The sequence below is a fragment of the Janthinobacterium sp. JC611 genome, from assembly GCF_018682595.1.
GTDB lineage: Bacteria > Pseudomonadota > Gammaproteobacteria > Burkholderiales > Burkholderiaceae_D > Janthinobacterium.
Map to the genome: position 1 here is coordinate 453,217 of NZ_JAFLJN010000001.1, position 22,207 is coordinate 475,423.

A 22,207-nucleotide genomic window follows, 5' to 3' on the forward strand; every position below is an offset into this window, starting at 1 on the left:
TTCACGCTTGGTCGGCGTTAAGGTCAGAGCGATACACGAGGCCGATCTGGCCGCGCATGGTGTCGAGGTTGCGCATCAGCGCCACGCTGTCGGCGTGCGGCATGACGGGGCTTTCCAGCAGGCCGGCGCGGATGCAGCGCATCGCTTCGATGGCCTCGTGCGCGTAGCCATTGCCCAGGTGCGGCGCGGCGACGACGCGACGCGCGCCATCCATCGCTTCGACGATCAGGTGCTCGGGCTTGTAAAATCGGTTCGGCAGTCGGATGCGTCCCAGGCTGCCGGAAATGGTCATTTCCGTCGGCGTTTGCGCGCGCAGGCTGCAGGCGCAGGATGACGTGCCGCCGGCCGCGTGCAGCAGCGAGAACACGACCTGTTCATCGACGCCGGTGGCGCCCATCTCGGCCAGCGCCTGCACCTGCGACACGGGGCCGAGGAAGAAGGCGGCCATCGACAGCGGGTAGATGCCCACGTCGAGCAGCGCGCCGCCGCCGAGTTCCGGATTGAACATGCGGTGCTCGGGCGGGAAATTGGCGACGAAGCCGATATCGGCCTGCACCTGCCGCGGCGCGCCGATCTCGCCGCTGGCGATGATGCGTTTGGCTTCCTGCACGGCGGGCAGGAAGCGGCTCCACATGGCTTCCATCAAAAACAGCTTTTTCTCGCGCGCCAGGTCGATCACGGCCTGCGCTTCGCGCGCGTTCATGGTGAACGGTTTTTCGCACACGACGTGCTTGCCGGCGGCCAGGCACATCAGGGCATTTTCCGCATGCAGGGTGTGCGGCGTGGCGATGTAGATCACGTCCACTTCGGGATCATCGGCCAGCGCCTGGTAGGAGCCGTGGCAGTGTGCGATGCCGAATTCGGCACCGAAGGCTTGCGCACCGGCGCTGCTGCGCGAGGCGACCGCCACTAGTTGCGCACCGGGCGCGTCGCGCAAGCCATTGGCCATCGCGCGGGCGATCTTGCCGGTGCCGAGGATGCCCCAGCGGACGTTGTTTTCCATGCTCTACTCTCTTTCCGCGCCAGCTGCCTTGCGCTTCGGGCGGAACACCGCCGCGTCATTGTAAAAATCGTCGTCCTGGCCTTCGCACCAGCCGGGCAAGCCAAGCACGGGCAGCGGCGTGAAGTCGGCTGTCGTCAAGCCATCACTGGCCAGGTCTTGCGCCACGCGTTCATCGAGCCAGGCGCGCCGCGCCGCATCGTCGAGCGCAAAGTAGGCGTCGCCCGCGAAGATCACGCGCGTGTGCGCCGTGATGGCCTTGCGCGGCGCCACCAGTTTTTCCATCAGCGCGTGGCCGAACAGCCAGACTTCGGCGTCGCCGCCCGCGGCAAATTTATCGCGCTGCGCAATGAAGGCGCCGCGCCAGTCGTGCCCGCGCAAGGCCGCCGCCAGCGCGCGCCCCGCATCGCTGTCGCGCAGGACCAGCAAGGCGGAATTCTCATCGAAAATCGTCGCGCCATCGCGCGCGGGACCACGCGACTTGCCCACGCCAGACAGCGCGATCTGCGCCGCCTGCAGCGCGTTCAATTGCCGCTTGATGCGGGGGAAGGTGAGCCACACGAGCGCGTTGAAAAAATCGTGCAGATTGTCGCGCGTGGGCACGCCGCCCGTCGCGCCGATGAACTCCTCGTAGGCCACGCCCTCGGGCAGGTCCGCTTGCGGCACGAAGGCCAGCGGCAAGCCGGAGGGATTGCGCAAGTCCAGCGCCCGCGCCCGCCCGTTCAGCGCGGCAATCACCGTGTCGCGCTGCAGGTCCAGCTGCCGTCGCGCCGGCAGCACCGTGGCAAACCAGGGGCGGGTCCAGTCTATCGATGGCAGCATGGAACGCTTAGACCATTTTCCAGTTGATCTGCTCGCCCGCGTTGAGCGGAATCACGTGGCTGTCTCCCAGCGGCAGCGATGCCGGCAAGGTCCAGCTTTCGCGGCGCAAGGTGATGGTGTCCGTGTTGCGCGGCACGCCGTAGAAGGCCGGGCCGTGGAAGCTGGCGAACGCTTCCAGTTTATCGAGCGCGCCGGCCCGTTCGAACGCTTCCGCATACATTTCCATCGCGTGCAGGGCCGTGTAGCAGCCGGCGCAGCCGCAGGCCATTTCCTTGGCGCCTTGCGCGTGCGGCGCCGAATCCGTGCCGAGGAAGAAGCGCTCGTCGCCGCTGGCGGCGGCCGTCATCAGGGCCAGGCGGTGCTCTTCGCGCTTGAGGATGGGCAGGCAGTAGTAATGGGGACGGATGCCGCCCTTGAAAATCTCGTTGCGGTTGTACAGCAGATGATGCGCCGTGATGGTGGCGGCGATCGGGCCTTCCGCTTCGGCCACGTACTGCGCCGCATCCTTGGTGGTGATGTGCTCGAACACGACGGACAGGGCCGGGAAGGCGCTGCGCAGCGGACGCATCACGCGCTCGATGAAGACGGCTTCGCGGTCGAAAATGTCGATTTCCGGATCCGTCACTTCGCCATGCACGAGGAAGGGCATGCCCACTTCCTGCATCACTTCGAGCACCTTGTAGCAGTTCTTCAAATCCGTCACGCCCAGGTCGGAGTTCGTCGTGGCGCCGGCCGGATACAGTTTCACGGCTTGCACGATGCCGCTGTCCTGCGCGCGGCGGATTTCGTCGGGCGAGGTGTTGTTCGTCAAATACAGCACCATCAGCGGATCGAAGTTCACGCCTTCGGGCACGGCGGCCAGGATGCGCTCGCGGTAAGCGCTGGCATCGGCCGTGGTGGTGACGGGCGGTTTCAGGTTCGGCATGACGATGGCGCGGCCGAACTGGCGCGCGCTGTGCGGCAGCACGCTGGCCATGACGGCGCCGTCGCGCAGGTGCAAATGCCAGTCATCCGGACGGGTGATGGTGATGGAAGCTGGGGAAGCGGGGGTGTGATCGGGTGTGGACATGGCGGCTGCTCTCAGGCGGTCATTGCGGATAGCGCCATTTTACCAGCCGCGGGGACGTCCCGCCGGCCTGGGTATCCGGGAGGCGCGGCCTCCCGGACGGCAAAACGGCCGGTATCAACCGGCCGTTTTTGGCATAAAGACGAAGAAAATCAGGACTTGGCCGGCGCCGGTTCCTGCTTCGCCACCCAGGCGCGGATATCGGCCAGCATCCGGTCCAGCGCGGCGCGGTCGTACACCTGGCCACGGCTGACCACCAGGCGGATCTGGCGCGTGGCTTTGATGTCCTGCAGCGGATTGGCGTCGAGCACCAGCAGGTCGGCCGCCTTGCCTGCCGCCACGCTGCCGTAGCGATCCAGCTTGCCCAGGAAGCGGGGACCATTGATGACGGCAGACTGCAAGGCTTGTTGCGGCGTCAGGCCATACTGCACGTACAGGCCGATTTCATCATGCAGGGCCTGGCCCGGGTAGTCGAAGGAATTCAAAAAGCCCGCATCGGTGCCGGCGATGATGCTCATGCCCTGCTGCTGCAAAATCGGCAGCAGCTTTGCCGATTGCTCGAACTGCGCGTGGCGCAGGGCGACGGCTTCCGGGCCATCCTTGGCGGCGCGCTGCACGCGCCAGTCGTAGGTGGCGCGCAAGCCCTTGCCGATGTATTGCAGGGCCGGATCGTGCGTGTGGTCTTCGCGGTCCAGGTAAGCCGTCACGCGCGAACCCCACAGGGTCGGCACGATGGCCGTGCCGCGCGCGGCCAGGTAGCTGAAGGCCTTGCGCGCCGTCGGCTCGTCGTAGCTTTGCACGCTTGCGTGCATGGCTTCCTTGCCCGTCATCGCGCCGGCGGCCACCTTGTCCGTCAGCTCCTGCTCGCGCGGCGTGGTGGCGCGCAGCAAATACGATTGATGTTCGATCGTGCCCAGGCCCGCATCGGCCATCTGCTCCAGTGTCAGCTGCACGGGGATATGGCCCGAGGTGCGCATGCCCCGTTCGCGCGCCTGGCGCAGCGCTTCCAGGTACAGCTCCGGCTTCAGCGTGTTTTCCGTGATCTTCACGAAGTCCACTTGCTGCGCCTGCAAGCCGTCGAGCGCGCGCGTGACTTCCTGCGGCGTGCCCACTTCGATGGTGCCCTTCCACAGCGGCTTGATGCCTTCGAGCTTGGCGCCCGACGTGAAGATGGTCGGGCCTTGCAGCTGACCCGCGTTGATCTGCCGCCGCCATGCCAGCACCGTGTCGGGCAAGTCGCCCGAGCAGTCGCGCACCGTGGTGATGCCGTGCGCCAGGTACAAGGGCAGCAGCTGCTTGTTCTCGTCGATCAGCTCGGGGCCGCCGCCGAAATGCACGTGCGTATCCCACAGGCCCGGCATCAGGTATTTGCCGGGCAGGCGGATGGTCCGCTTCGGCGCGTAGCTGCGCAGCTGCGCCTCATCGACGACGGCGACGATGCTGTCGCCCTTGAGCAGCACGGTCTTGCCGTTGACGGCGCGACCGCCAGCAACGTCGATCAGGGTGGCGTCGCGCAGGGCGATGTCAACGGCGATCTTGTCGGCCGCGTGGGCATGGGCGAGCAGGCCCAGCGCCAGCATGGCGCCGGCTATGTGTTTCATGAGAGGCATGCGTACTCAACTTCAAAAGGATGGAAAATTAATGGATGATCTTGGCGAGGAAATCGCGCGCGCGGTCCGAGCGCGTCGTGTTGAAGAAGTCATCCTTGCTGCAATCTTCGATGATCTTGCCCTGGTCCATGAAGACGATGCGGTTGGCCACGCGCTTGGCAAAGCCCATTTCGTGCGTGACGACCATCATCGTCATGCCTTCCTGCGCCAGGCCCACCATCACGTCGAGCACTTCGTTGATCATTTCCGGATCCAGCGCGGAGGTCGGTTCGTCGAACAGCATGGCGATCGGGTCCATCGACAACGCGCGGGCGATCGCCACGCGCTGCTGCTGGCCACCCGACAGCTGGCCGGGGAATTTATCCTGCTGCGACAGCAAACCCACGCGGTCCAGATACTTCAAACCCTTGGCGTTGGCTTCGTCGGCGCTGCGACCGAGCACCTTGATCTGGCCGATGGTGAGGTTTTCGCGGATGGACAGGTGCGGGAACAGCTCGAAATTCTGGAACACCATGCCGATGCGCGCGCGCAGCTTCGACAGATTCGTCTTCGGATCGTTGACGGCGATGCCGTCGACGAATATCTGCCCCTGCTGGATGGGTTCGAGGCCGTTGACGGTCTTGATCAGGGTCGACTTGCCGGAGCCGGACGGGCCGCAAATGACCATCACGTCGCCCTTGGCGACCTGGGTGGTGCAGTCGGTGAGTACCTGGAACTGGCCATACCATTTGCTGACGTTATTGAGTTCGATCATCTTGTTCTTTCTGTTACGGTTAGCGAATGATGGCGACGCGTTTCTGCAGGCGTTTTACCAGGAACGACAAGGCATAGCACAGCACGAAATACACGACGGCGACAAACACGTACATCTCCACCAGGCGGCCGTCACGCTGGGCGATCTTCGAGGCGGCGCCGACGAAATCGGGGATCGACAGCACGTACACGAGCGACACGTCCTGGAACAGCACGATGGTTTGCGTCAGCAGCACGGGGATCATGTTGCGGAACGCCTGCGGCAGCACGATGAAGGCCATGGTCTGCGAGTAGTTCATGCCCAGCGCCTGTCCCGCCCACACCTGGCCGCGCGGGATCGACTGTATGCCGCTGCGCATGATCTCGCAATAATAGGCCGCCTCGAACATGATGAAGGTGATCAGCGCGGAGGAAAACGCGCCCACCTTCACGGGTTCGTTCGCGCCGATGACCCAGGCGGCGATGTACGGCACCAGGAAGTAGAACCAGAAGATCACCAGCACCAGCGGAATCGAGCGTATCAGGTTGACGTAGCCCGACGCCACACCCGAGACGAGGCGGTTGCCGGACAGGCGCATCAAGGCCAGCAGGGTGCCCAGCACGATGCCGCCCACCATGGCCAGCGCCGTCAGTTTCAGGGTGAAGAGCATGCCGGTCTGGAACAGGTAGACCCACGAGCGGGAGATGACATCGAAGTCGAAATTGCCGAACATATCAATGTCCTCCCGTCTTGGCGCCGGCGACGATGAAGCCCGGGATGGCGACCTTTTTTTCGATCAGGTGCATCAGCACCACCACCAGCAGGTTGACGACGACGTAGATGATGGTGGCGGCCGAAAACGCCTCGAACACCTGGAAGGAAAACTCCTGAATGGCGCGCGCGCTGGCCGTCAGTTCGATCAGGCCGATGGTCAGCGCCACGGAACTGTTCTTGATGATGTTCAAAAATTCGCTGGTCAGCGGCGGCATGATGACGCGCGCGGCCATCGGCAGCAAGATGAAACGGTAGGTTTGCGGCAGGGTCAGGCCCAGCGCCGTGCCGGCCAGTTTCTGCCCGCGCGGCAGCGCCTCGATACCCGTCGTCACCTGCACGGCCACGCGCGAGGAGGTAAAGAATCCCAGGCACAGCACGGCCGTGACGAACGGCGCATTCGGCAGCGACTTGACCCAGGCGCCCAGGTCGGGCGGCAGCAATTCCGGCATGACGAAGTACCAGAGGAACATCTGCACCAGCAGCGGCACGTTGCGGAACAGTTCGACATACGCATTGGCCACGCCCACCAGCCATTTGTTCGGCAGGGTGCGCACGGTGCCGATCACCAGGCCCAATAGCAAGGCCATGATCCAGGCCGTGCCGGCCGTGGCCAGGGTCCAGACCAGGCCGGACCACAGGGTGTCCATATACGTGCCCACGCCATCGGGAGAAATCTCCCAGAAGATGCGCCAATTCCAGTTGTAATTCATGATCATCCTTCCGATGCAGCCCAAGGGCTGCGGCCAAGCGGCCGCCCGCCCCGCAATTGAAACGGGAGGCTTGCGCCTCCCGGTTTGTTACGCCGTCTTTACTTTTTCCGTTTGTCCGAAGTCTTCTGCGCTTCGGGTACGGCCGCATACGCGGCCGGATCGCCCGAATCGGTCGGATTCGCGAACACGGCCTTCAATTGCGGCGGCATGGGGAATTTCAGGTTGATGTTTTTCGGCGGGATCGGCGAGGTGAACCATTTCGCGTAGATGCGGTTGATGTCGTCGCTCTTGTACAGGCGGATCAGCGCATCGTCGACCACTTTCTTGAAGGCCGGATCGCCCTTGCGCAGCATGATGCCGTAGGGCTCGACCGACAGCGCTTCCTTGGTGATTTCGTAGTCGTTCGGGTTTTTCGAGTTGGCCACTTGCGACGCCAGCAAAATATCGTCGTTGGCTTCGGCCACCGCGCGGCCCGTTTCCAGCATCAGGAACGACTCGGGATGGTCCTTGCCGACGGCAATGTTCATGCCCAGGTTCTTTTCCTTGTTGAGGATGGTCATCTGCTTGATGGTCGACGTGCCGGCCGTGGCCACCAGGGTCTTGCCGCGTAAGTCTTCCAGGGTCTTGATGTTCGAGGATTTTTTCGCCAGGATGCGGTTGCCGATGACGAACATGGTCGGGGCGAATGCCACCTGCTGCTGGCGCTCCAGGTTGTTCGTCGTCGAACCGCATTCGAGGTCGATGGTGCCGTTGGCCATCAGCGGGATGCGGTTGGCCGACGTGACGGGGCTCATCACCACTTTCAGTTCGCTCAAGCCCAGGTGCTTTTGCAGGGCCGTGACGACTTTCATGCACAGGTCGATCGAATAACCCTGGTATTGCTGTTTGTCATCGAGATAGGAGAAGGGCACGGAGCCGTCGCGCACACCGAGGGTGACGGAACCGGCTTTCTTGATCTTGGCCAAGGTGCCGGTCAATTCCTGAGCCTGGACTGGCGACATGCTGCTGATGACACCGACGCTGAGCAGCGTGGCGATGATTTTGGTCAATTTCATAAATTCTCCTGGGCGGACAAACCGGATGGACTCCGAACGAAACAACTGTGGTGCAGACGCCACCAATGGAATTAATTTTATTTCATTTTCAGCGCCGGACCAGCCGTTTTCTGCGATTGCCCTCAAATAGGCGCTATACGCGCGCCTGAATCGGCGCGGCTGTAGCATTTTTCCTACTGATTGTCCCCCGCCGATTTATTTGGCCGGCGCCAGCCCCGCCAACTCGTCTTCATCCTCCTCGTCGTCCCTGGTCGCCTGCTGGCGTTGCCACATCTGCGCGTACAGGCCATCGAGCGCCAGCAATTGCGGATGCGTGCCCCGCTCGACGATGCGGCCATGGTCGAGCACCAGGATTTGCTGGGCGTCGGCCACCGTCGACAGGCGGTGCGCAATCACCAGGGTGGTGCGGTTCCTGGCGATCTCCTTCAGCTGCGACTGGATCGCCTGCTCGGCCTTCGAATCGAGCGCCGAAGTGGCTTCGTCGAAGATCAGGATGGCCGGGTCTTTCAGCAAGGTGCGGGCGATGGCCACGCGCTGCTTTTCGCCGCCCGACAGTTTCAAGCCCCGCTCGCCCACCATGGAGTTGTAGCCATCTGGCAAGCTTTCAATAAAATCATGGATCGACGCCGCCTTGGCCGCCGCCACGATGGCCTCCTTGCTGGCGCCCGGCTTGCCGTAGGCGATGTTGTATTCGATGGTGTCGTTGAACAAGACCGTGTCCTGCGGCACGATGCCGATGGCGGCGCGCAGCGAGTCCTGGGTCACGGCGCGCAAATCCTGGCCATCGATGGTGATGCCGCCGCCATCGACTTCATAGAAGCGGAACAGCAAACGCGACAGGGTCGACTTGCCCGAGCCGCTGTGGCCCACCACGGCCGTCGTGGTGCCGGCGGGAATCTGGAAATCCACGTCGAACAGGATTTGCCGCTTGGCTTCATAGCTGAAATCCACATGATCGAAACGCACGGCCGCGCCCCGCGTGACGAGTGGCTGGGCGTCCGGCGTATCGGCGATTTCGCGGTTCTCGTTCAGCAAGGAAAACAGGCGTTCCATGTCGGCCAGGCTTTGCTTGATTTCGCGGTAAATGACGCCCAGGAAATTGAGGGGGATATACAGCTGGATCATGAAGGCATTCACCAGCACCAGGTCGCCCAGGGTCATGCTGCCGGCGATCACGCCCACCGTGGCGCGCCACAGGATCAGGGTGACGGCCGTGGCGATGATCAGGGACTGGCCCGTATTGAGCAGGGACAGCGAAGTCTGCGATTTGACGGCCGCCGATTCGTAGCGCTGCAAGCCCTCGTCGTAGCGCTTCGCCTCGTAATCCTCGTTGCCGAAATATTTCACGGTTTCATAGTTGATCAGCGAATCGATGGCCTTGGTATTCGCCTTCGAATCGAGGTCGTTCATCGTGCGGCGGAAATGCGTGCGCCAGTTCGTCACCAGCACGGTAAACGCGATGTAGGACACGAGCGCCACCGCCGTGATGACGGTGAACCAGATGTCGTAATGCAAGACCAGATAGCCGAGCACGAGCGTGATTTCCACCAGGGTCGGCAGGATGTTAAACAGCGTATAGGAAATGAGCGAACCGACGCTGCGCGTGCCCCGCTCGATGTCGCGCGTCATGCCGCCCGTCTGGCGGTTCAAATGGAAACGCAGGGACAAGGCATGCAGGTGGCGGAACACTTGCAGGGCGATGGTGCGCACGGCCCGCTGCGTGACGCGGGCGAACAGGAATTCGCGCAACTCGGTAAACAAGGTAGTCGACAGGCGCAGCAAGCCGTACGCCACCAGCAAGCCGACCGGCAACACCAGCAGCGCCTGCGGGTGCGCCGCCGTGATCGTCATGGCGTCGACGAGTTTTTTCAGGATCAGCGGCACGCCCACGTTGGCCAGCTTGGCGCCCACCAGGCATAGCAGCGCCAGCAGCACCCGCCATTTGTAGACCCACAGGTAGGGCAGCAAGGTCTTGATGGTGGCGAAGTCGCTGTGGCTGGCGGAGGCTGGCGAGCGGGGCGGAGGGGGAGTCTGGGAACGGCGCATGGCGAAGGTCGGCTTTTTATGGTTCAATCGGGGCAATTGTAGCCTTTCATGAGAATAAAAGATGAGCACCTCCCCCAACCGCCCTGACAACTGCCTCGCCTCCGGCCTGCCCGCCGGAAAAATGCCGGAATTGCGCATGATGCCCGCGCCGTCCGACGCCAATGTGTACGGCGACGTCTTCGGCGGCTGGATCATGGCGCAGGTCGATATCGCCGGTTCCCTGCCGGCCACGCGGCGCGCCAACGGCCGCGTCGCCACCATCGCCGTGAACTCCTTCGTCTTCAAAAATCCCGTCTTCGTCGGCGATCTGCTGTCCTTCTACGCCGACATCGTCAAGGTTGGCAATACCTCGATCACCGTCAATGTCGAGGTGTATGCCGAGCGCAACCGCCTGCAGGCATGCATCGTGAAAGTCACGGAAGCAACCCTGATCTACGTGGCGACGGACTCCGACCGCAAGCCGCGCAAGGTGCCGCCGATCGAAACCTTATTGGCGTCTTGATTGTCGCAATAATTCCACACCATGGATGAGCAGCGCCGCATCTTCCTGCACAGCGCTGCGCGCATCACGGCGCTGGCCGCCGCCGGCAGCGTGCTGTCCGGCTCCAGCGCCAGCGCCGCCACGCGCATCAATGGCGCCGGCTATCCGTTCGCGCTCGGCATCGCCTCCGGCTCACCCTTGCCCGATGCCGTCGTGCTGTGGACGCGCATCTGCCACGACCCGCTGCATGCCGCCGCCACGCCCGCCATCGCCCTGAGCGTGCGCTGGGAAGTGGCCGACGATGAAGGTTTTCGCCGCATCGTGGCCAAGGGCCACGCCACGGCCATGCCCACCCTCGCGCACAGCGTGCACGTCGACGTGGGCGGCCTGGCGCCCGGACACTGGTACTGGTACCGCTTCATGCTGGGCGACGCCGTCAGTCCCGTGGGCCGCACGCGCACGGCGCCCGAGCCCGGCTCCCTACCTGCCTCGCTGAAACTGGCCGTCGCTTCCTGCCAGCACTGGGAATTCGGCGCGTATGCGGCGCACCGGCACATCGCGGCGGCCGCGCCCGACCTGGTGGCCTTCCTCGGCGATTACATTTATGAGTGGGGCCCCTACCAGCTGCAGCACCCGAACCGGGCCATGCGCACGCATGAAAGTTTTACCCTGGACGAGTACCGCGCCCGCTATGCGCAATACAAGAGCGACCGCGACTTGCAGGGCGCGCACCTGGCCGCGCCATGGATCGTCACCTGGGACGACCATGAGGTGGCCAACGATTACGGCAACGACCGCGACGAGTTGCTCACGCCTGGCTTTTTGCAGCGCCGCGCGGCCGCCTACCAGGCGTTCTATGAACACATGCCGCTGCGCCTGTTGCCGCTGGGCAGACGGGGCTTTGTCGACATGCGCATCTACCAGCGCTACGACTGGGGCCGGCTGGCGCGCTTCCACGTGCTGGACGACCGGCAATACCGCGCCCATCATGCGTGCGCCAGGCAGGGGCGCGGCGGCTCCAATTCCGTCACCACGCGCAACTGCCCCGACTTGCTGCAACCGCAACGCACGATGCTGGGCGAGGAACAGCAGCGCTGGCTGCAAGCGGGCCTCGACGATTCCCCCGCACGCTGGAATATCCTGGCCCAGCAAACCCTGATGGCGCAAGCTAGCCAGGTGCCCATCCTGCGGCTCGGCGACGAGCGCGTCTGGACCGATGGCTGGGATGGCTATCCCGTGGCGCGTCAGCACCTGCTCAACGCCTTGCGCAGCAGCAAGGCCAGCAACCCGCTGGTGCTGTCGGGCGACGTGCACACCTTTTATGCCACCGAACTGAGCCGCAACGCCATGCGCCCGGTCAGCAAGGATAATCCCGTGCTGGCCACGGAGTTTTGCGGCACCTCCATCACCTCGAGTTCCCGTCCGCAGGCGCGCACGGAGCAGTACGTGGCGATGAACCCGCACATGCGCTACGGCCGCAGCGACAAGCGCGGCTATATGTGGATGGAGATCACGCCAAGTCAAACCACGACCCTGTTCCAGGGCCTGGAGAATGTGCGCGACAGCGCCTCCCCCATCGCGACGCTGGCCAGCTTTACCGTCCGGGACGGCAAGGCTGGCTTGCAAAGTTGAAGCCTAGGCAACCTTCTTTTCGTCACGCAATTGACGGCGCAATATCTTGCCGACATTGGTCTTCGGCAATTCATCGCGGAACTCGATGTATTTCGGTTTCTTGTAGGCCGTCAATTCATGCTTGCAATGCTCGCGGATCTGTTCCACCGTCAGGTTCGGATCCTTGCGCACGACAAACACTTTCACGGCTTCGCCCGCGTTGGCGTCCGGCACGCCGATGCAGGCGCATTCAAGCACGCCCGGGCACGAAGCGACCACGTCTTCCACTTCGTTCGGATACACATTGAAGCCGGAGACGATGATCATGTCTTTCTTGCGGTCCACGATTTTGACGTAGCCGCGCTCGTCCATGACACCCACGTCGCCCGTCTTGAAGTAGCCGTCGGCCGTCATCGATTTGGCCGTCTCGTCCGGACGCTGCCAGTAGCCGGCCATCACTTGCGGGCCGCGCACGGCGATCTCGCCCGGTTCGCCCAGCGGCACTTCCACGCCGTCGTCGTTGAGAATCGCCACTTCCGTCGACGGGAAAGGCAAGCCGATGGTGCCCGTAAATTCCGTGATGTCGACGCGGTTGCCCGTCACCACGGGTGACGTTTCCGACATGCCGTAGCCTTCGATCAACGGGCAGCCAGTCAATTTCAGCCAGCGTTCGGCCACGTTGCGCTGCAAGGCCATGCCGCCGCCATTGCACACTTTATAGCTGGAGAAATCGAGCTTGGCGAAGTCGGCATTGTTCAGCAGCGCGTTGTACAAGGTGTTGACGGCCGGGAAAACGACGATCTTGTGCTTGGCCAATTCCTTGACGAAACCGGGGATGTCGCGCGGGTTGGGGATCAGCACGTTCAAGCCGCCCACGCGCATGCCCATCAGGGCGCTGACCGTCAGCGAATAGATGTGATACAGGGGCAAGGCGCACATGAAGCCCATCGAGGTGGCGCGCATTTCTGGCGTCATCACGGGCGAAATCCACGCCTCGTTTTGCAGCACGTTGGCGATCACGTTACGGTGCAACAACATCGCGCCTTTCGACACGCCCGTCGTGCCACCCGTGTATTGCAGGAAGACGATATCGTCATGCCCCTGCTGCACCGGCGTGAGTGTCAAACGGGAACCCTCGGCCAGCATCTTGTTGAAGCTGATGGCGCCCGGCAAGGAAAACGCCGGCACCATTTTCTTGATCTTGCGCACGACGAAGTTGACGATGGCGCCCTTCAAGCCACCGAGCAAATCGCCCATGGTGGCGACGATCACATGCTTGACCTGGGTATGCGGCAATACCTGCTCCACCGTGGTGGCGAAGTTTTCCAGCACGATGATCGCTTCGCTGCCCGAATCGATCAGCTGATGCTGCAATTCGCGCGGCGTGTACAACGGATTGACGTTGACCACCGTGTAGCCGGCGCGCAGGATCGCCGCCATGGCCACCGGGTACTGCAACACGTTAGGCAGCATGATCGCCACGCGCGCGCCCGGTTGCAGGCCACGGCTTTGCAGCCAGGCGCCCATCTGCCGCGACAGCTGGTCGAGCTCGCGGTAGGTCAGGAATTTATCCATGCACACGAAAGCGTGGCGGTCCGCGTATTTCTGGAACGACTCTTCCAGCAGGTGCGTCACGGAACGGTATTGCGTGCAATCAATCTCTGCGGGAACGCTGTCCGGGTACGACTTCAACCAAATCTTGTCCATCTATGCCTCATCTTTATCTGTATGAAAGGGTGCGCGGCCTTGACGCGCACCCTGCACTGTTTATGCTGCTATCTTCGTTTCGTCGCGCAGGGCGCGACGCAAGATCTTGCCGACGTTGGTTTTCGGCAGTTCATCGCGGAACTCGATGTATTTCGGCCGCTTGTAGCCCGTGAATTGTTCCTTGCAATACGCAGCCAGCACCGCCTGGGTCAGGTTCGGGTCCTTGCGCACGACAAACACTTTCACGGCCTCGCCCGAATGCTCGTCGGGCACGCCCACGCAGGCGCACTCGAGCACGCCCGGATGGGCCGCGATGACGGCTTCGACTTCGTTCGGATACACGTTGAAGCCGGAGACGAGAATCATGTCTTTCTTGCGGTCCACGATCTTCACGTAGCCGCGCTCGTCCATGATGCCGACATCGCCGGATTTAAAGTAGCCGTCGGGTGTCATGACCTTGGCCGTCTCGTCGGGACGATTCCAGTAGCCGCTCATCACTTGCGGGCCGCGGATGGCGATCTCGCCCGTCTGTCCCAGCGGCACTTCCTTGCCGTCATCGTCGAGGATGGCGATATCGGTCGAGGGCACGGGCAAGCCGATGGTGCCGGAAAACGCCGTGCTGTCGGCGCGGTTGCAGGTGGCGACGGGCGACGTTTCCGACAGGCCATAGCCTTCGATGATGGACACGCCCGTCACTTGCAGCCACTTGTCATTGACGGCTTGCTGCACCGCCATGCCGCCGCCATTGGCGATCTTCAAGCCCGAGAAATCAAGCTTGGCGAAATCGGGGTGGTTCACCAGCGCGTTATACAGCGTATTGACCGCTGGCAGCAGGTTGAATTTGTACTTGCCCAGTTCCTTGATCAGGCCCGGAATATCGCGCGGGTTCGGGATCAGGATATTCAGGGCGCCCACGCGCGTGCCCCACATCGCGCACGCCGTCAGGGCAAAGATATGGTACAGCGGCAAGGCGCAAACGACGATCATCTGTTCCTTGCTGTTCTGATCGAGCGCCGCGCCCGACCACGCTTCGCTCTGCAGCACGTTGGCGATCACATTGCGGTGGCTCAAGGTCGCGCCTTTCGACACGCCCGTCGTGCCGCCCGTGTATTGCAGGAAAGCAGCGTCATGGATGCTCAGCTCGACGGGCGTGAGTTTCATGCGGCTGCCCAGCGACAGCGCCTGTTTGAAACGCATGGCGTTCGGCAAGGAATACGCGGGCACCATCTTCTTGACGTTGCGCACGACAAAATTGACGAGCATGCCCTTCAAGCCGCCCAGCATTTCGCCCATGCTGGCAACGACGACGTGCTTGACGGCCGTCTTGCCCAGCACTTGCTCGAGCGTATGGGCGAAGTTTTCCAGCACGATGATGGCTTCGCTGCCCGAATCGTTGAGCTGGTGTTCCAATTCCCGCGGCGTATACAAGGGGTTGACGTTGACCACCGTATAGCCGGCGCGCAAGACGGCGGCAATGGCCACCGGATACTGGAGCACGTTTGGCATCATCAGGGCAACCCTGGCGCCCTTCTTCAGGCCACGGCTTTGCAGCCAGGCGCCCAGCTGGCGCGAATAGGTATCGAGTTCGGCATAGGTGAGAAATTTGTCCATGCAGACATAGGCATTGCGATCCGCATATTTTTGAAACGCTTCTTCCAGCAGATGCACGAGCGAACGATATTGATCAGGATCGATGTCGGCGGGGACGCCGGGAGGGTACGACTTCAGCCAAATTTTGTCCATCCTGTGCCTCTTGTCTCGAATAATCGTGGGGGAGCCGGCGCAGCGTGCCGGCGCGGATCATTGCTGCGGATTCTGTCGTCCTGCAGTCAGTTTGAGCATTCTGACGAGCAATTGCTCTATGCTACTAATGCGATGCTATCGGGCGCCGCGCTTCCATGCAAGCGCTTTCAACAGTATTCGAGCGGCAACTCTAAGGGTATTTTATGCTGCAGCGCAACATGATAAATACACTGTTGCAGGATGGTTGGAGCTGACGTGCCAGACAATCTTTACGGGTCAGGGGCTGGACAATTGTTCCAGCGCACGCCTGCGCTCAGGCTTCTCGATCTGGGCCATTGTGTGCACTGCAGCATAAAAAGCACGAAAGTTCTTTTTTTCTTCCAGCAATTTTTTGAAGGCAGGCAAAAATTCATTGTAGGTAGACACGGAAGCGAGGTGCGCATTGCTCAACGGTTGCTCGAACCAGCGGTCGTAAGCGGCGAAGCCACCCCAGTTTTGCTTCATCACCTGATACGCTTCTTTCAGTGCAGCAAACACCTGCGCCTTGCGCGCGCGCTTCTCCGCATCGCTGGCGTCGCTCGCATACACGGCTTCCAGTTCGCCCCGGTAACGCAGCAGCAGGGCCAGGAAATCCTGGCGCCGCGCCGTGTACTGGGCGTAGGCGGCACGCAGCGTGTCATTGCCCTCGCGCGCCAGCCAGCGCTGCACGCCCGCCTCTTCCACGGCACTGGCAAATGACTCGTTGAAGGCCGAGTCGCCGGGCACGTACACCACCTGGTGCGCCAGTTCATGGAAGATCAGGCGCGCCAGTTCCGCATCGTTGTAGTGAATAAAAGTCGACAACAGGGGGTCGTCGAACCAGCCCAGGGTGGAATACGCGGGCACGCCGCCCACCTGCACGTCGTAATGCTGGGCCCGCAATTCCTCGGCATACGCGAGCGCCTCTGCCTTGTCATAGTAACCGCGATAGTTGACGCAGCCGGCGATGGGGAAACACCATTGCAGCGGTTGCAACGACAGTTCCGGCGTGGCCACCACGTTCCACAGCACGAAGGGACGCCGCAGGGCCGCATAATTCTTGTAGCTGCCATTGTCTGGCAAATCCAGCTCGCTGACGGCAAAGCGGCGGATGTGCTGCGCCCTGGCCAGGCGCGCTTTCAGGCGCGGCTCGGTAGCCGGGTCGTCGAGCCAGTCGCCGATGGGACGCGCGCCGGACCACAGCGCATATTGCCCCTGCGCCGCCTGCGTGTAATAGCGCAACTGCGTGCAGCCGCCCAGCAGCAGGCACACCGTGCCGACAAGCAAGCGGGCCGGCCAGCGTGCCAGGGCCATGGTCAGGCAGCCTTTTCCACTTCGACCAGCGTATCGTAGAAGGTCGGCGCGCGGCCCATGTCCGTCAGGCGCTGGCTCGTCACTTCATTGGCGTTCTTGCCATCGCTGGCGAGTTTCTTCCACCACACGGACAAGCCCACCACCAGGCCCCGCCTCGCCTTGTCCGTCACCCTGGCCTTGGCAACAAAGCTGCCGCGGTCATTAAAAATGCGCACCATGTCGCCGGCCACGATGCCGCGCGCGGCGCAGTCGTCCGGATGGATATCGAGGTGCGGTTCGCCCTCGGCCGCGCGCAGGCTTTTCACGTTGACGAAGGTGGAATTGAGGAAATTGCGCGCCGGCGGCGAGATCATGGCCAGCGGATAACGGGCTGCCAGCGCGGGATTGCTGGCCAGCGATTCGTGCGGCGCGATATACGTGGGCAAGGGATCGAGTCCCGCCAGCGCCATGGCGCTGGAATACAATTCGCACTTGCCCGATGGCGTGGGGAAACCGCCCTCGGCAAATGGCGCCTCCGGCATGGCCAGCTTTTGCCAGCCCGTGCGTTTCAGCGATTCCCAGTCGAAATGCACGGCGCGCGCATCGCTCGCATCGAAGGCCTTGGCCGCCAGCGCATCGTCACTTTCCTGGAAGCACGGGTCATCAAAGCCCATGTATTGCGCCAGCAGGCGGAAGATTTCCGTATTCGCCTTCGCTTCGCCCAGCGGCGCGACGGCCGCGTTGTTCGCCATCATGTACAGGTGGCCGTAGGTGGAATGCGCATCGACATGTTCCAGCTGCGTCGTGGCGGGCAGCACGATGTCGGCGTAATCGACGGTATCGGTCTGGAAATGTTCGAGCACGACCGTAAACAAGTCTTCGCGGGCAAAGCCCTGCGCCACTTTCGACGAATCAGGCGCCACCGCCAGGGGATTCGAGTTGTAGACGATCACGGCTTCCACTTGCGGGCCGAACTCGGCGGAACTTTCTTTCAATAAATCGTCGCCGATGGTGCTCATGTTGATGGTGCGCGGCGTGCCTTTGAGCAAATCGGGACGCTGCAAGGCCTTGCGGTTGACGGGGAAGGAACCCGAGCTCGACAGCTGCATGCCGCCGGCCGGATGACGCCATGCCCCCGTCAGGGCCGGCAGGCAGGCGATATTGCGCACCGCCATGCCGCCGCCATGCACGCGCTGCACGCCATAGTTGGCACGGATGGCGGCGCCCTCGCCGGAGCGGCATGCCTGGCCGTACAGGCGCGCCAGTTCCACCACTTCCGCGGTCGTGATGCCGCACACCTGGGCTACGCGCTCGGGCGGCCACTCCAGGGCGCGCTGTTTCAGTTCAGCATAGCCGATGGTGTACTGCGCAATATAGTCGTGGTCGACCAGGTCTTCAGCGATCAGCACATGCATCAAGCCCAGCGCCAGGGCCGCATCGGTCCCCGGCAGCAAGGCGATATGCTGGTGGCACTTTTCGGCCGTCAGCGAACGGTAGGGGTCGATGGCGATCAGGGTGGCGCCATGACGCTTGGCCTCTTGCGCGCGCATCCAGAAGTGCAAATTCGAGGCGATCGGGTTGCCGCCCCAGATGATGATCAACTTGGCGTTCTGGAACTGCTCCATGTCCGTGCCGATGCTGGCGCCCACCGTGTAACGGTAACCGGTGGCGCCGGCCGACGCACAGATGGTGCGGTCCAGCAGGGAGGCGCCCAGCTGGTTGAAAAAGCGCGACGACATCGATTCGCCCTGCACCAGGCCCATGGTGCCGCAGTAGCTGTACGGCAAGATCGCCTGCGGATCACGCGCGGCGATCGGTTTCAAGCGGGCGGCGATGGTCTGCAGCGCTTCTTCCCAGCTGATGCGCTCGAACTTGCCTTCGCCCTTCTTGCCCACGCGGCGCAGCGGATGCAGCAAGCGGTCCGCATGGTAGGTGCGCTCCGTAAAGCGCGACACCTTCGTGCACAGCACGCCAGCCGTGGTCGGGTGGTCGGGATCGCCCTTGACGGCTGTTGCCACCCCGTCGGTCACGGTGACCAGCAAGGCGCAGGTATCGGGGCAGTCGAGCGGGCAGGCGGCGCGCACTTGGGTGGTGGTCATGGGGCAATCCAAAAAACGTTGGGGGAAGGCGATACTGTAAACCATTCCGCGCCCTTGCTGTTGGCGCCGTACCAAGCACATCCGTGCGCTGGATTTACCCGACAAACAAGGGCTACAATGCACTATTAGCCGCGCCTGTTTTCGATCAAACAAGCGCGGCCCGGCACGCCATACATTGCTGCGCGCCAGCACCCACAGGAGAGTCCCATGAAACTAGTTGATCCGATCTTGGCGTTTCAATCCGAGCTGCAAGGTATCCGCCGCGACCTGCATGCGCATCCCGAGCTGTGCTACGAAGAACAGCGCACCTCGGACGTGGTCGCCGCCAAACTGACGGAATGGGGCATTCCCGTGGTACGCGGCCTGGGCCGTACTGGCGTGGTTGGCATCATCAAGCATGGTACGTCGACACGCGCCATCGGCCTGCGCGCCGACATGGACGCCTTGCCGATGCAGGAAATGAATACCTTCGAGCATGCTTCGCGCCATCCGGGCAAGATGCACGCCTGCGGCCATGACGGCCACACGGCCATGCTGCTGGGCGCCGCCCATTACCTGGCGCAGCACCGCCATTTCGATGGCACCGTGTATCTGGTCTTCCAGCCGGCCGAAGAAGGCGGCGCCGGCGCGCGCGAAATGATCGCAGACGGCTTGTTTACCCGCTTTCCCATGGATGCCATCTATGGCATGCACAACTGGCCAGGCGCCGAAACGGGCACGCTGAGCGTGGTGGAAGGCCCGATGATGGCGTCCAGCAATGAATTTCACGTCACCGTCAAAGGCAAGGGCGCCCACGCAGCCCAGCCGCACAAGGGCATCGATCCCGTCATGGTGGCCGTGCAGATCGCGCAAAGCTGGCAAACCGTCATCACGCGCAACAAGAGTCCGCTCGATACGGCCGTGCTGTCGATCACGCAAATCCACGCAGGCAGCGCCACCAATGTGATTCCCGATGACGCCAGCCTGGTCGGCACCGTGCGCACCTTCACCACGCCCGTGCTGGACCTGATCGAGGAGCGCATGCGCGACATCGCCGTGCACACCGCCGCCGCCTTTGGCGCGGAAGTCGATTTCCACTTCAAGCGCAACTATCCGCCGCTGGTCAACCACGCGAAAGAAACGGCGTTTGCCGTCGACGTCATGAAAAGCGTGGTGGGCGCGGACAAGGTCAACGCGAATGTCGAACCGACCATGGGCGCGGAAGATTTCGCCTTCTTCCTGCAAGAAAAAGCCGGCTGCTACATTTTCATCGGCAATGGCGATGGCGAGCACCGCGATGGCGGCCATGGCCTGGGGCCGTGCGTCTTGCACAATGGCAGCTACGACTTCAACGACAATCTGTTGCCCATCGGCGCCAGTTTCTGGGTCAAGCTGGCCGAAGCGAGCCTGCCCGTCGCTTGAATCAGCTCAGTTGATCCGGACCTGTGCCCAGGCGCTGGCCCGGATTCAACGCTTCCAGGGCCAGCAAGGCGGCCGCGTGGTCCGCTGTCGGATAAGTCCGGGCGATGGACTCGTAGCGTTGCGTCACCAGCTGCGTCACGGGCAAGCTGACGTGGGCCGCCTCGGCCGCCGCGAGGATGTTGTGCATGTCCTTGATCTGGCTTTTCACCTGCCCACCGGCCACAAAGTTACGTTCCAGCATGCGCTGGCCATGCACCTCCAAAATCTTGCTCTCGGCAAAGCCGCCACGGATGGCTGCCCGCACGGCGCTCGCATCGGCGCCGGCCGCCTGGGCCAGCAACAGCGCCTCGGCCACGATATGCAATGTCGCGCCGACGATCAGCTGATTGCACAGCTTGGCGACCTGGCCACTGCCTGGCGGCCCCACCAGGGTCGGGCGACCCATTGCCGTCAAAATAGTTTCCACACGCGCGTAATCATTGGTGCTGGCGCCGGCCATGATGGCCAAGGTGCCCGCCTGCGCCCCGCCGACGCCGCCCGACACGGGCGCATCGATGAAGGCATGGCCTGCCGCCAGTAAAGTGGCATGAAATTGCCGGGCTTCTGATTGTTGGGTGGAACTCATATCGATCCACAGCGCACCAGCAGGTAATGCCGGCAGCGCTTCCTGCAGCACCTGCGACACGATGGGACCGGCTTCCAGCATCGAAATGACCACGTCCGCGCCATTGACAGCCTCAGCCACGGAAACGGCCGGCTGCGCCCCTGCCGCACGCAGGACTTGGGCCTTGCTGTGCGTGCGATTCCAAATTGTGACAGAATATCCAGCGCGTAGCAGGCACCGGACCATCGGATCCCCCATCAGACCGATACCGAGAAATGCGATTTTTGTAGAGAATGTCAATTGAACCCCTGAGATCAACAAGTGGCGAGAGCGGCATGCAAAGCAAGGTGCCTGTACAACAATAGCCTATCGGCCAATTTTACGATGAAAGCCTCTATGTTCTTCAAGAAGAATCTCCTCAAATCCATCGCCGCCGTTGCCGCGCTGATGGCGGCCAACGCCGGCTTTGCCGCCGACGACAAACTGATCGACTCCGTCTACGGCGAATATGCCAAGGGCGTGAAGGTACAAATGGTACGCGCCGGCGTGACCTCGAACTGGGATAAGGCCTGGTTCGTATCGAATGGTACGCAGTTGAGCGGTTACTGGGATGCCAGCATCGGCGGCTGGGATGGCAAGAGCTATCGCAACGTCCCTGGCCAGCATCAAAAACTGTGGGACCTGGGCTTTACCCCTGTGTTCCGCTTTGAAAATACAAATAAGCTGGGTTTCTATGCGGAAGGCGGCATTGGCGTACACATGCTGTCCAAGCTGTACGATAACGATGACAACCGCCTGTCGACCCACTTCCAGTTCGGCGACCATATCGGCGTCGGCTACGTCTTCAACAACAAATGGGAAGTCGCTGCGAAAATCCAGCATTTCTCGAACGGCGGCTACAAGAAACCGAATAGCGGCGTCAATTACATGAACGTCAAAGTCGCTTATCACTTTTAATGCGCGTGATAAATGACAAAAGCAGCGCGCAGCGCTGCTTTTTTTATGTCCGCACGCGGTTATTGAAAAAAGCAGCAGACGTAAAAAAACCCCAACCGGATCACCGGAAGGGGTTTTTTCGAATAACAAGCCTGACGATAACCTACTTTCACACTGGTTGCAGCACTATCATCGGCGCAAAGTTGTTTCACGGTCCTGTTCGGGATGGGAAGGGGTGGGACCAACTTGCTATGGTCATCAGGCATAACTTTTTCAACAGCCTGCTCCCAACGGGGCAGCAAACCATCTGATCTGAGGAGGAGAATTATATAGGAATTTCCCTGAAGATGGGGCTAAAAATGGCGCTTTTATGGTGAATAAATCGCCAGACGAAAAAAAACCCGACCATCGCTGATCGGGTTTTTCTCTACTGCGCATAACAAGCCTGACGATAACCTACTTTCACACTGGTTGCAGCACTATCATCGGCGCAAAGTT

18 protein-coding genes and 1 rRNA gene are annotated in these 22,207 nt (G+C 62.1%); 4 read left to right on the forward strand and 15 right to left on the reverse strand.

Annotated elements, in window-relative coordinates:
* Position 1: 1 nt before the first annotated feature.
* The 9 genes from J0O65_RS02035 to J0O65_RS02075 form a co-directional block, all read right to left on the reverse strand.
* Positions 2-1,003 carry a Gfo/Idh/MocA family protein gene (locus tag J0O65_RS02035; protein ID WP_215403584.1) on the reverse strand — a complete coding sequence of 334 codons (1,002 nt, stop codon included), beginning with the start codon at positions 1,001-1,003 and terminating at the stop codon, positions 2-4.
* Positions 1,004-1,006: 3 nt separating this feature from the next.
* A complete protein-coding gene (locus tag J0O65_RS02040; RefSeq protein ID WP_215403586.1) occupies positions 1,007-1,822 on the reverse strand; it encodes a DUF3025 domain-containing protein in 816 nt (271 codons plus the stop codon).
* A 7-nt stretch (positions 1,823-1,829) separates the two neighbouring features.
* Positions 1,830-2,891, reverse strand: a complete 1,062-nt coding sequence (pyrC, locus tag J0O65_RS02045) for a dihydroorotase (protein ID WP_215403587.1) — start codon at positions 2,889-2,891, stop codon at positions 1,830-1,832.
* 149 nt (positions 2,892-3,040) lie between these two features.
* Positions 3,041-4,489 carry an amidohydrolase family protein gene (locus J0O65_RS02050; protein ID WP_251373235.1) on the reverse strand — a complete coding sequence of 483 codons (1,449 nt, stop codon included), beginning with the start codon at positions 4,487-4,489 and terminating at the stop codon, positions 3,041-3,043.
* Positions 4,490-4,526: 37 nt separating this feature from the next.
* Positions 4,527-5,252, reverse strand: a complete 726-nt coding sequence (locus J0O65_RS02055) for an amino acid ABC transporter ATP-binding protein (protein ID WP_152250618.1) — start codon at positions 5,250-5,252, stop codon at positions 4,527-4,529.
* Between the two features lie 19 nt (positions 5,253-5,271).
* Positions 5,272-5,964, reverse strand: a complete 693-nt coding sequence (locus tag J0O65_RS02060; protein ID WP_215403590.1) for an amino acid ABC transporter permease — start codon at positions 5,962-5,964, stop codon at positions 5,272-5,274.
* Position 5,965: 1 nt separating this feature from the next.
* Positions 5,966-6,715, reverse strand: a complete 750-nt coding sequence (locus tag J0O65_RS02065; RefSeq protein ID WP_152250616.1) for an amino acid ABC transporter permease — start codon at positions 6,713-6,715, stop codon at positions 5,966-5,968.
* A 98-nt stretch (positions 6,716-6,813) separates the two neighbouring features.
* Positions 6,814-7,770, reverse strand: a complete 957-nt coding sequence (locus J0O65_RS02070; protein ID WP_152250615.1) for an amino acid ABC transporter substrate-binding protein — start codon at positions 7,768-7,770, stop codon at positions 6,814-6,816.
* A 195-nt stretch (positions 7,771-7,965) separates the two neighbouring features.
* Positions 7,966-9,816, reverse strand: a complete 1,851-nt coding sequence (locus tag J0O65_RS02075; RefSeq protein ID WP_215403593.1) for an ABCB family ABC transporter ATP-binding protein/permease — start codon at positions 9,814-9,816, stop codon at positions 7,966-7,968.
* Between the two features lie 136 nt (positions 9,817-9,952).
* Between J0O65_RS02075 and J0O65_RS02080 the strand changes: the two genes are divergently transcribed.
* Together J0O65_RS02080 and J0O65_RS02085 are read left to right on the forward strand one after the other, a co-directional pair.
* Positions 9,953-10,318 carry an acyl-CoA thioesterase gene (locus J0O65_RS02080; RefSeq protein ID WP_226939493.1) on the forward strand — a complete coding sequence of 122 codons (366 nt, stop codon included), beginning with the start codon at positions 9,953-9,955 and terminating at the stop codon, positions 10,316-10,318.
* A 21-nt stretch (positions 10,319-10,339) separates the two neighbouring features.
* Positions 10,340-11,929 (forward strand): alkaline phosphatase D family protein, encoded by a 1,590-nt coding sequence (locus tag J0O65_RS02085; protein ID WP_215403595.1) that lies wholly within the window; start codon positions 10,340-10,342, stop codon positions 11,927-11,929.
* 3 nt (positions 11,930-11,932) lie between these two features.
* Here J0O65_RS02085 and J0O65_RS02090 read toward each other — a convergent pair whose 3' ends face one another.
* The 4 genes from J0O65_RS02090 to J0O65_RS02105 form a co-directional block, all read right to left on the reverse strand.
* Entirely contained in the window at positions 11,933-13,615 is a 1,683-nt protein-coding gene (locus J0O65_RS02090; protein WP_215403597.1) for a long-chain-fatty-acid--CoA ligase, read from the reverse strand.
* 60 nt (positions 13,616-13,675) lie between these two features.
* Positions 13,676-15,358 carry a long-chain fatty acid--CoA ligase gene (locus tag J0O65_RS02095; protein ID WP_215403599.1) on the reverse strand — a complete coding sequence of 561 codons (1,683 nt, stop codon included), beginning with the start codon at positions 15,356-15,358 and terminating at the stop codon, positions 13,676-13,678.
* A gap of 276 nt (positions 15,359-15,634) precedes the next feature.
* Positions 15,635-16,690, reverse strand: coding sequence for an aminopeptidase (locus tag J0O65_RS02100; protein WP_215403601.1), 1,056 nt, complete (start codon positions 16,688-16,690; stop codon positions 15,635-15,637).
* Positions 16,691-16,692: 2 nt separating this feature from the next.
* Positions 16,693-18,768 carry a molybdopterin-containing oxidoreductase family protein gene (locus tag J0O65_RS02105; protein ID WP_215403603.1) on the reverse strand — a complete coding sequence of 692 codons (2,076 nt, stop codon included), beginning with the start codon at positions 18,766-18,768 and terminating at the stop codon, positions 16,693-16,695.
* 207 nt (positions 18,769-18,975) lie between these two features.
* Between J0O65_RS02105 and J0O65_RS02110 the strand changes: the two genes are divergently transcribed.
* Positions 18,976-20,169 (forward strand): M20 aminoacylase family protein, encoded by a 1,194-nt coding sequence (locus tag J0O65_RS02110; protein WP_215403605.1) that lies wholly within the window; start codon positions 18,976-18,978, stop codon positions 20,167-20,169.
* Position 20,170: 1 nt separating this feature from the next.
* Here the strand turns inward: J0O65_RS02110 and J0O65_RS02115 are convergent, their stop codons facing one another.
* On the reverse strand, positions 20,171-21,073 hold the full coding sequence (locus tag J0O65_RS02115) for an NAD(P)-dependent oxidoreductase (protein WP_285896771.1): 903 nt from the start codon (positions 21,071-21,073) through the stop codon (positions 20,171-20,173).
* 84 nt (positions 21,074-21,157) lie between these two features.
* On the opposite strand from J0O65_RS02115, the gene J0O65_RS02120 reads away from it, so the two are divergent.
* Positions 21,158-21,730 (forward strand): acyloxyacyl hydrolase, encoded by a 573-nt coding sequence (locus tag J0O65_RS02120; RefSeq protein WP_251373239.1) that lies wholly within the window; start codon positions 21,158-21,160, stop codon positions 21,728-21,730.
* A gap of 129 nt (positions 21,731-21,859) precedes the next feature.
* On the opposite strand, the gene rrf is transcribed toward J0O65_RS02120, so the two are convergent.
* Positions 21,860-21,972: ribosomal RNA gene (gene rrf / locus J0O65_RS02125) — 5S ribosomal RNA — on the reverse strand.
* Positions 21,973-22,207 lie beyond the last annotated feature (235 nt).

Coding starts and splice junctions, on each gene's coding strand:
- J0O65_RS02035 (WP_215403584.1), bottom strand. CDS start 1,003: ATGGAAAACAACGTCCGCTGGGGCATCCTCGGCACCGGCAAGATCGCC.
- J0O65_RS02040 (WP_215403586.1), bottom strand. CDS start 1,822: ATGCTGCCATCGATAGACTGGACCCGCCCCTGGTTTGCCACGGTGCTG.
- pyrC (WP_215403587.1), bottom strand. CDS start 2,891: ATGTCCACACCCGATCACACCCCCGCTTCCCCAGCTTCCATCACCATC.
- J0O65_RS02050 (WP_251373235.1), bottom strand. CDS start 4,489: ATGAAACACATAGCCGGCGCCATGCTGGCGCTGGGCCTGCTCGCCCAT.
- J0O65_RS02055 (WP_152250618.1), bottom strand. CDS start 5,252: ATGATCGAACTCAATAACGTCAGCAAATGGTATGGCCAGTTCCAGGTA.
- J0O65_RS02060 (WP_215403590.1), bottom strand. CDS start 5,964: ATGTTCGGCAATTTCGACTTCGATGTCATCTCCCGCTCGTGGGTCTAC.
- J0O65_RS02065 (WP_152250616.1), bottom strand. CDS start 6,715: ATGAATTACAACTGGAATTGGCGCATCTTCTGGGAGATTTCTCCCGAT.
- J0O65_RS02070 (WP_152250615.1), bottom strand. CDS start 7,770: ATGAAATTGACCAAAATCATCGCCACGCTGCTCAGCGTCGGTGTCATC.
- J0O65_RS02075 (WP_215403593.1), bottom strand. CDS start 9,816: ATGCGCCGTTCCCAGACTCCCCCTCCGCCCCGCTCGCCAGCCTCCGCC.
- J0O65_RS02080 (WP_226939493.1), top strand. CDS start 9,953: ATGATGCCCGCGCCGTCCGACGCCAATGTGTACGGCGACGTCTTCGGC.
- J0O65_RS02085 (WP_215403595.1), top strand. CDS start 10,340: ATGGATGAGCAGCGCCGCATCTTCCTGCACAGCGCTGCGCGCATCACG.
- J0O65_RS02090 (WP_215403597.1), bottom strand. CDS start 13,615: ATGGACAAGATTTGGTTGAAGTCGTACCCGGACAGCGTTCCCGCAGAG.
- J0O65_RS02095 (WP_215403599.1), bottom strand. CDS start 15,358: ATGGACAAAATTTGGCTGAAGTCGTACCCTCCCGGCGTCCCCGCCGAC.
- J0O65_RS02100 (WP_215403601.1), bottom strand. CDS start 16,690: ATGGCCCTGGCACGCTGGCCGGCCCGCTTGCTTGTCGGCACGGTGTGC.
- J0O65_RS02105 (WP_215403603.1), bottom strand. CDS start 18,768: ATGACCACCACCCAAGTGCGCGCCGCCTGCCCGCTCGACTGCCCCGAT.
- J0O65_RS02110 (WP_215403605.1), top strand. CDS start 18,976: ATGAAACTAGTTGATCCGATCTTGGCGTTTCAATCCGAGCTGCAAGGT.
- J0O65_RS02120 (WP_251373239.1), top strand. CDS start 21,158: ATGAAAGCCTCTATGTTCTTCAAGAAGAATCTCCTCAAATCCATCGCC.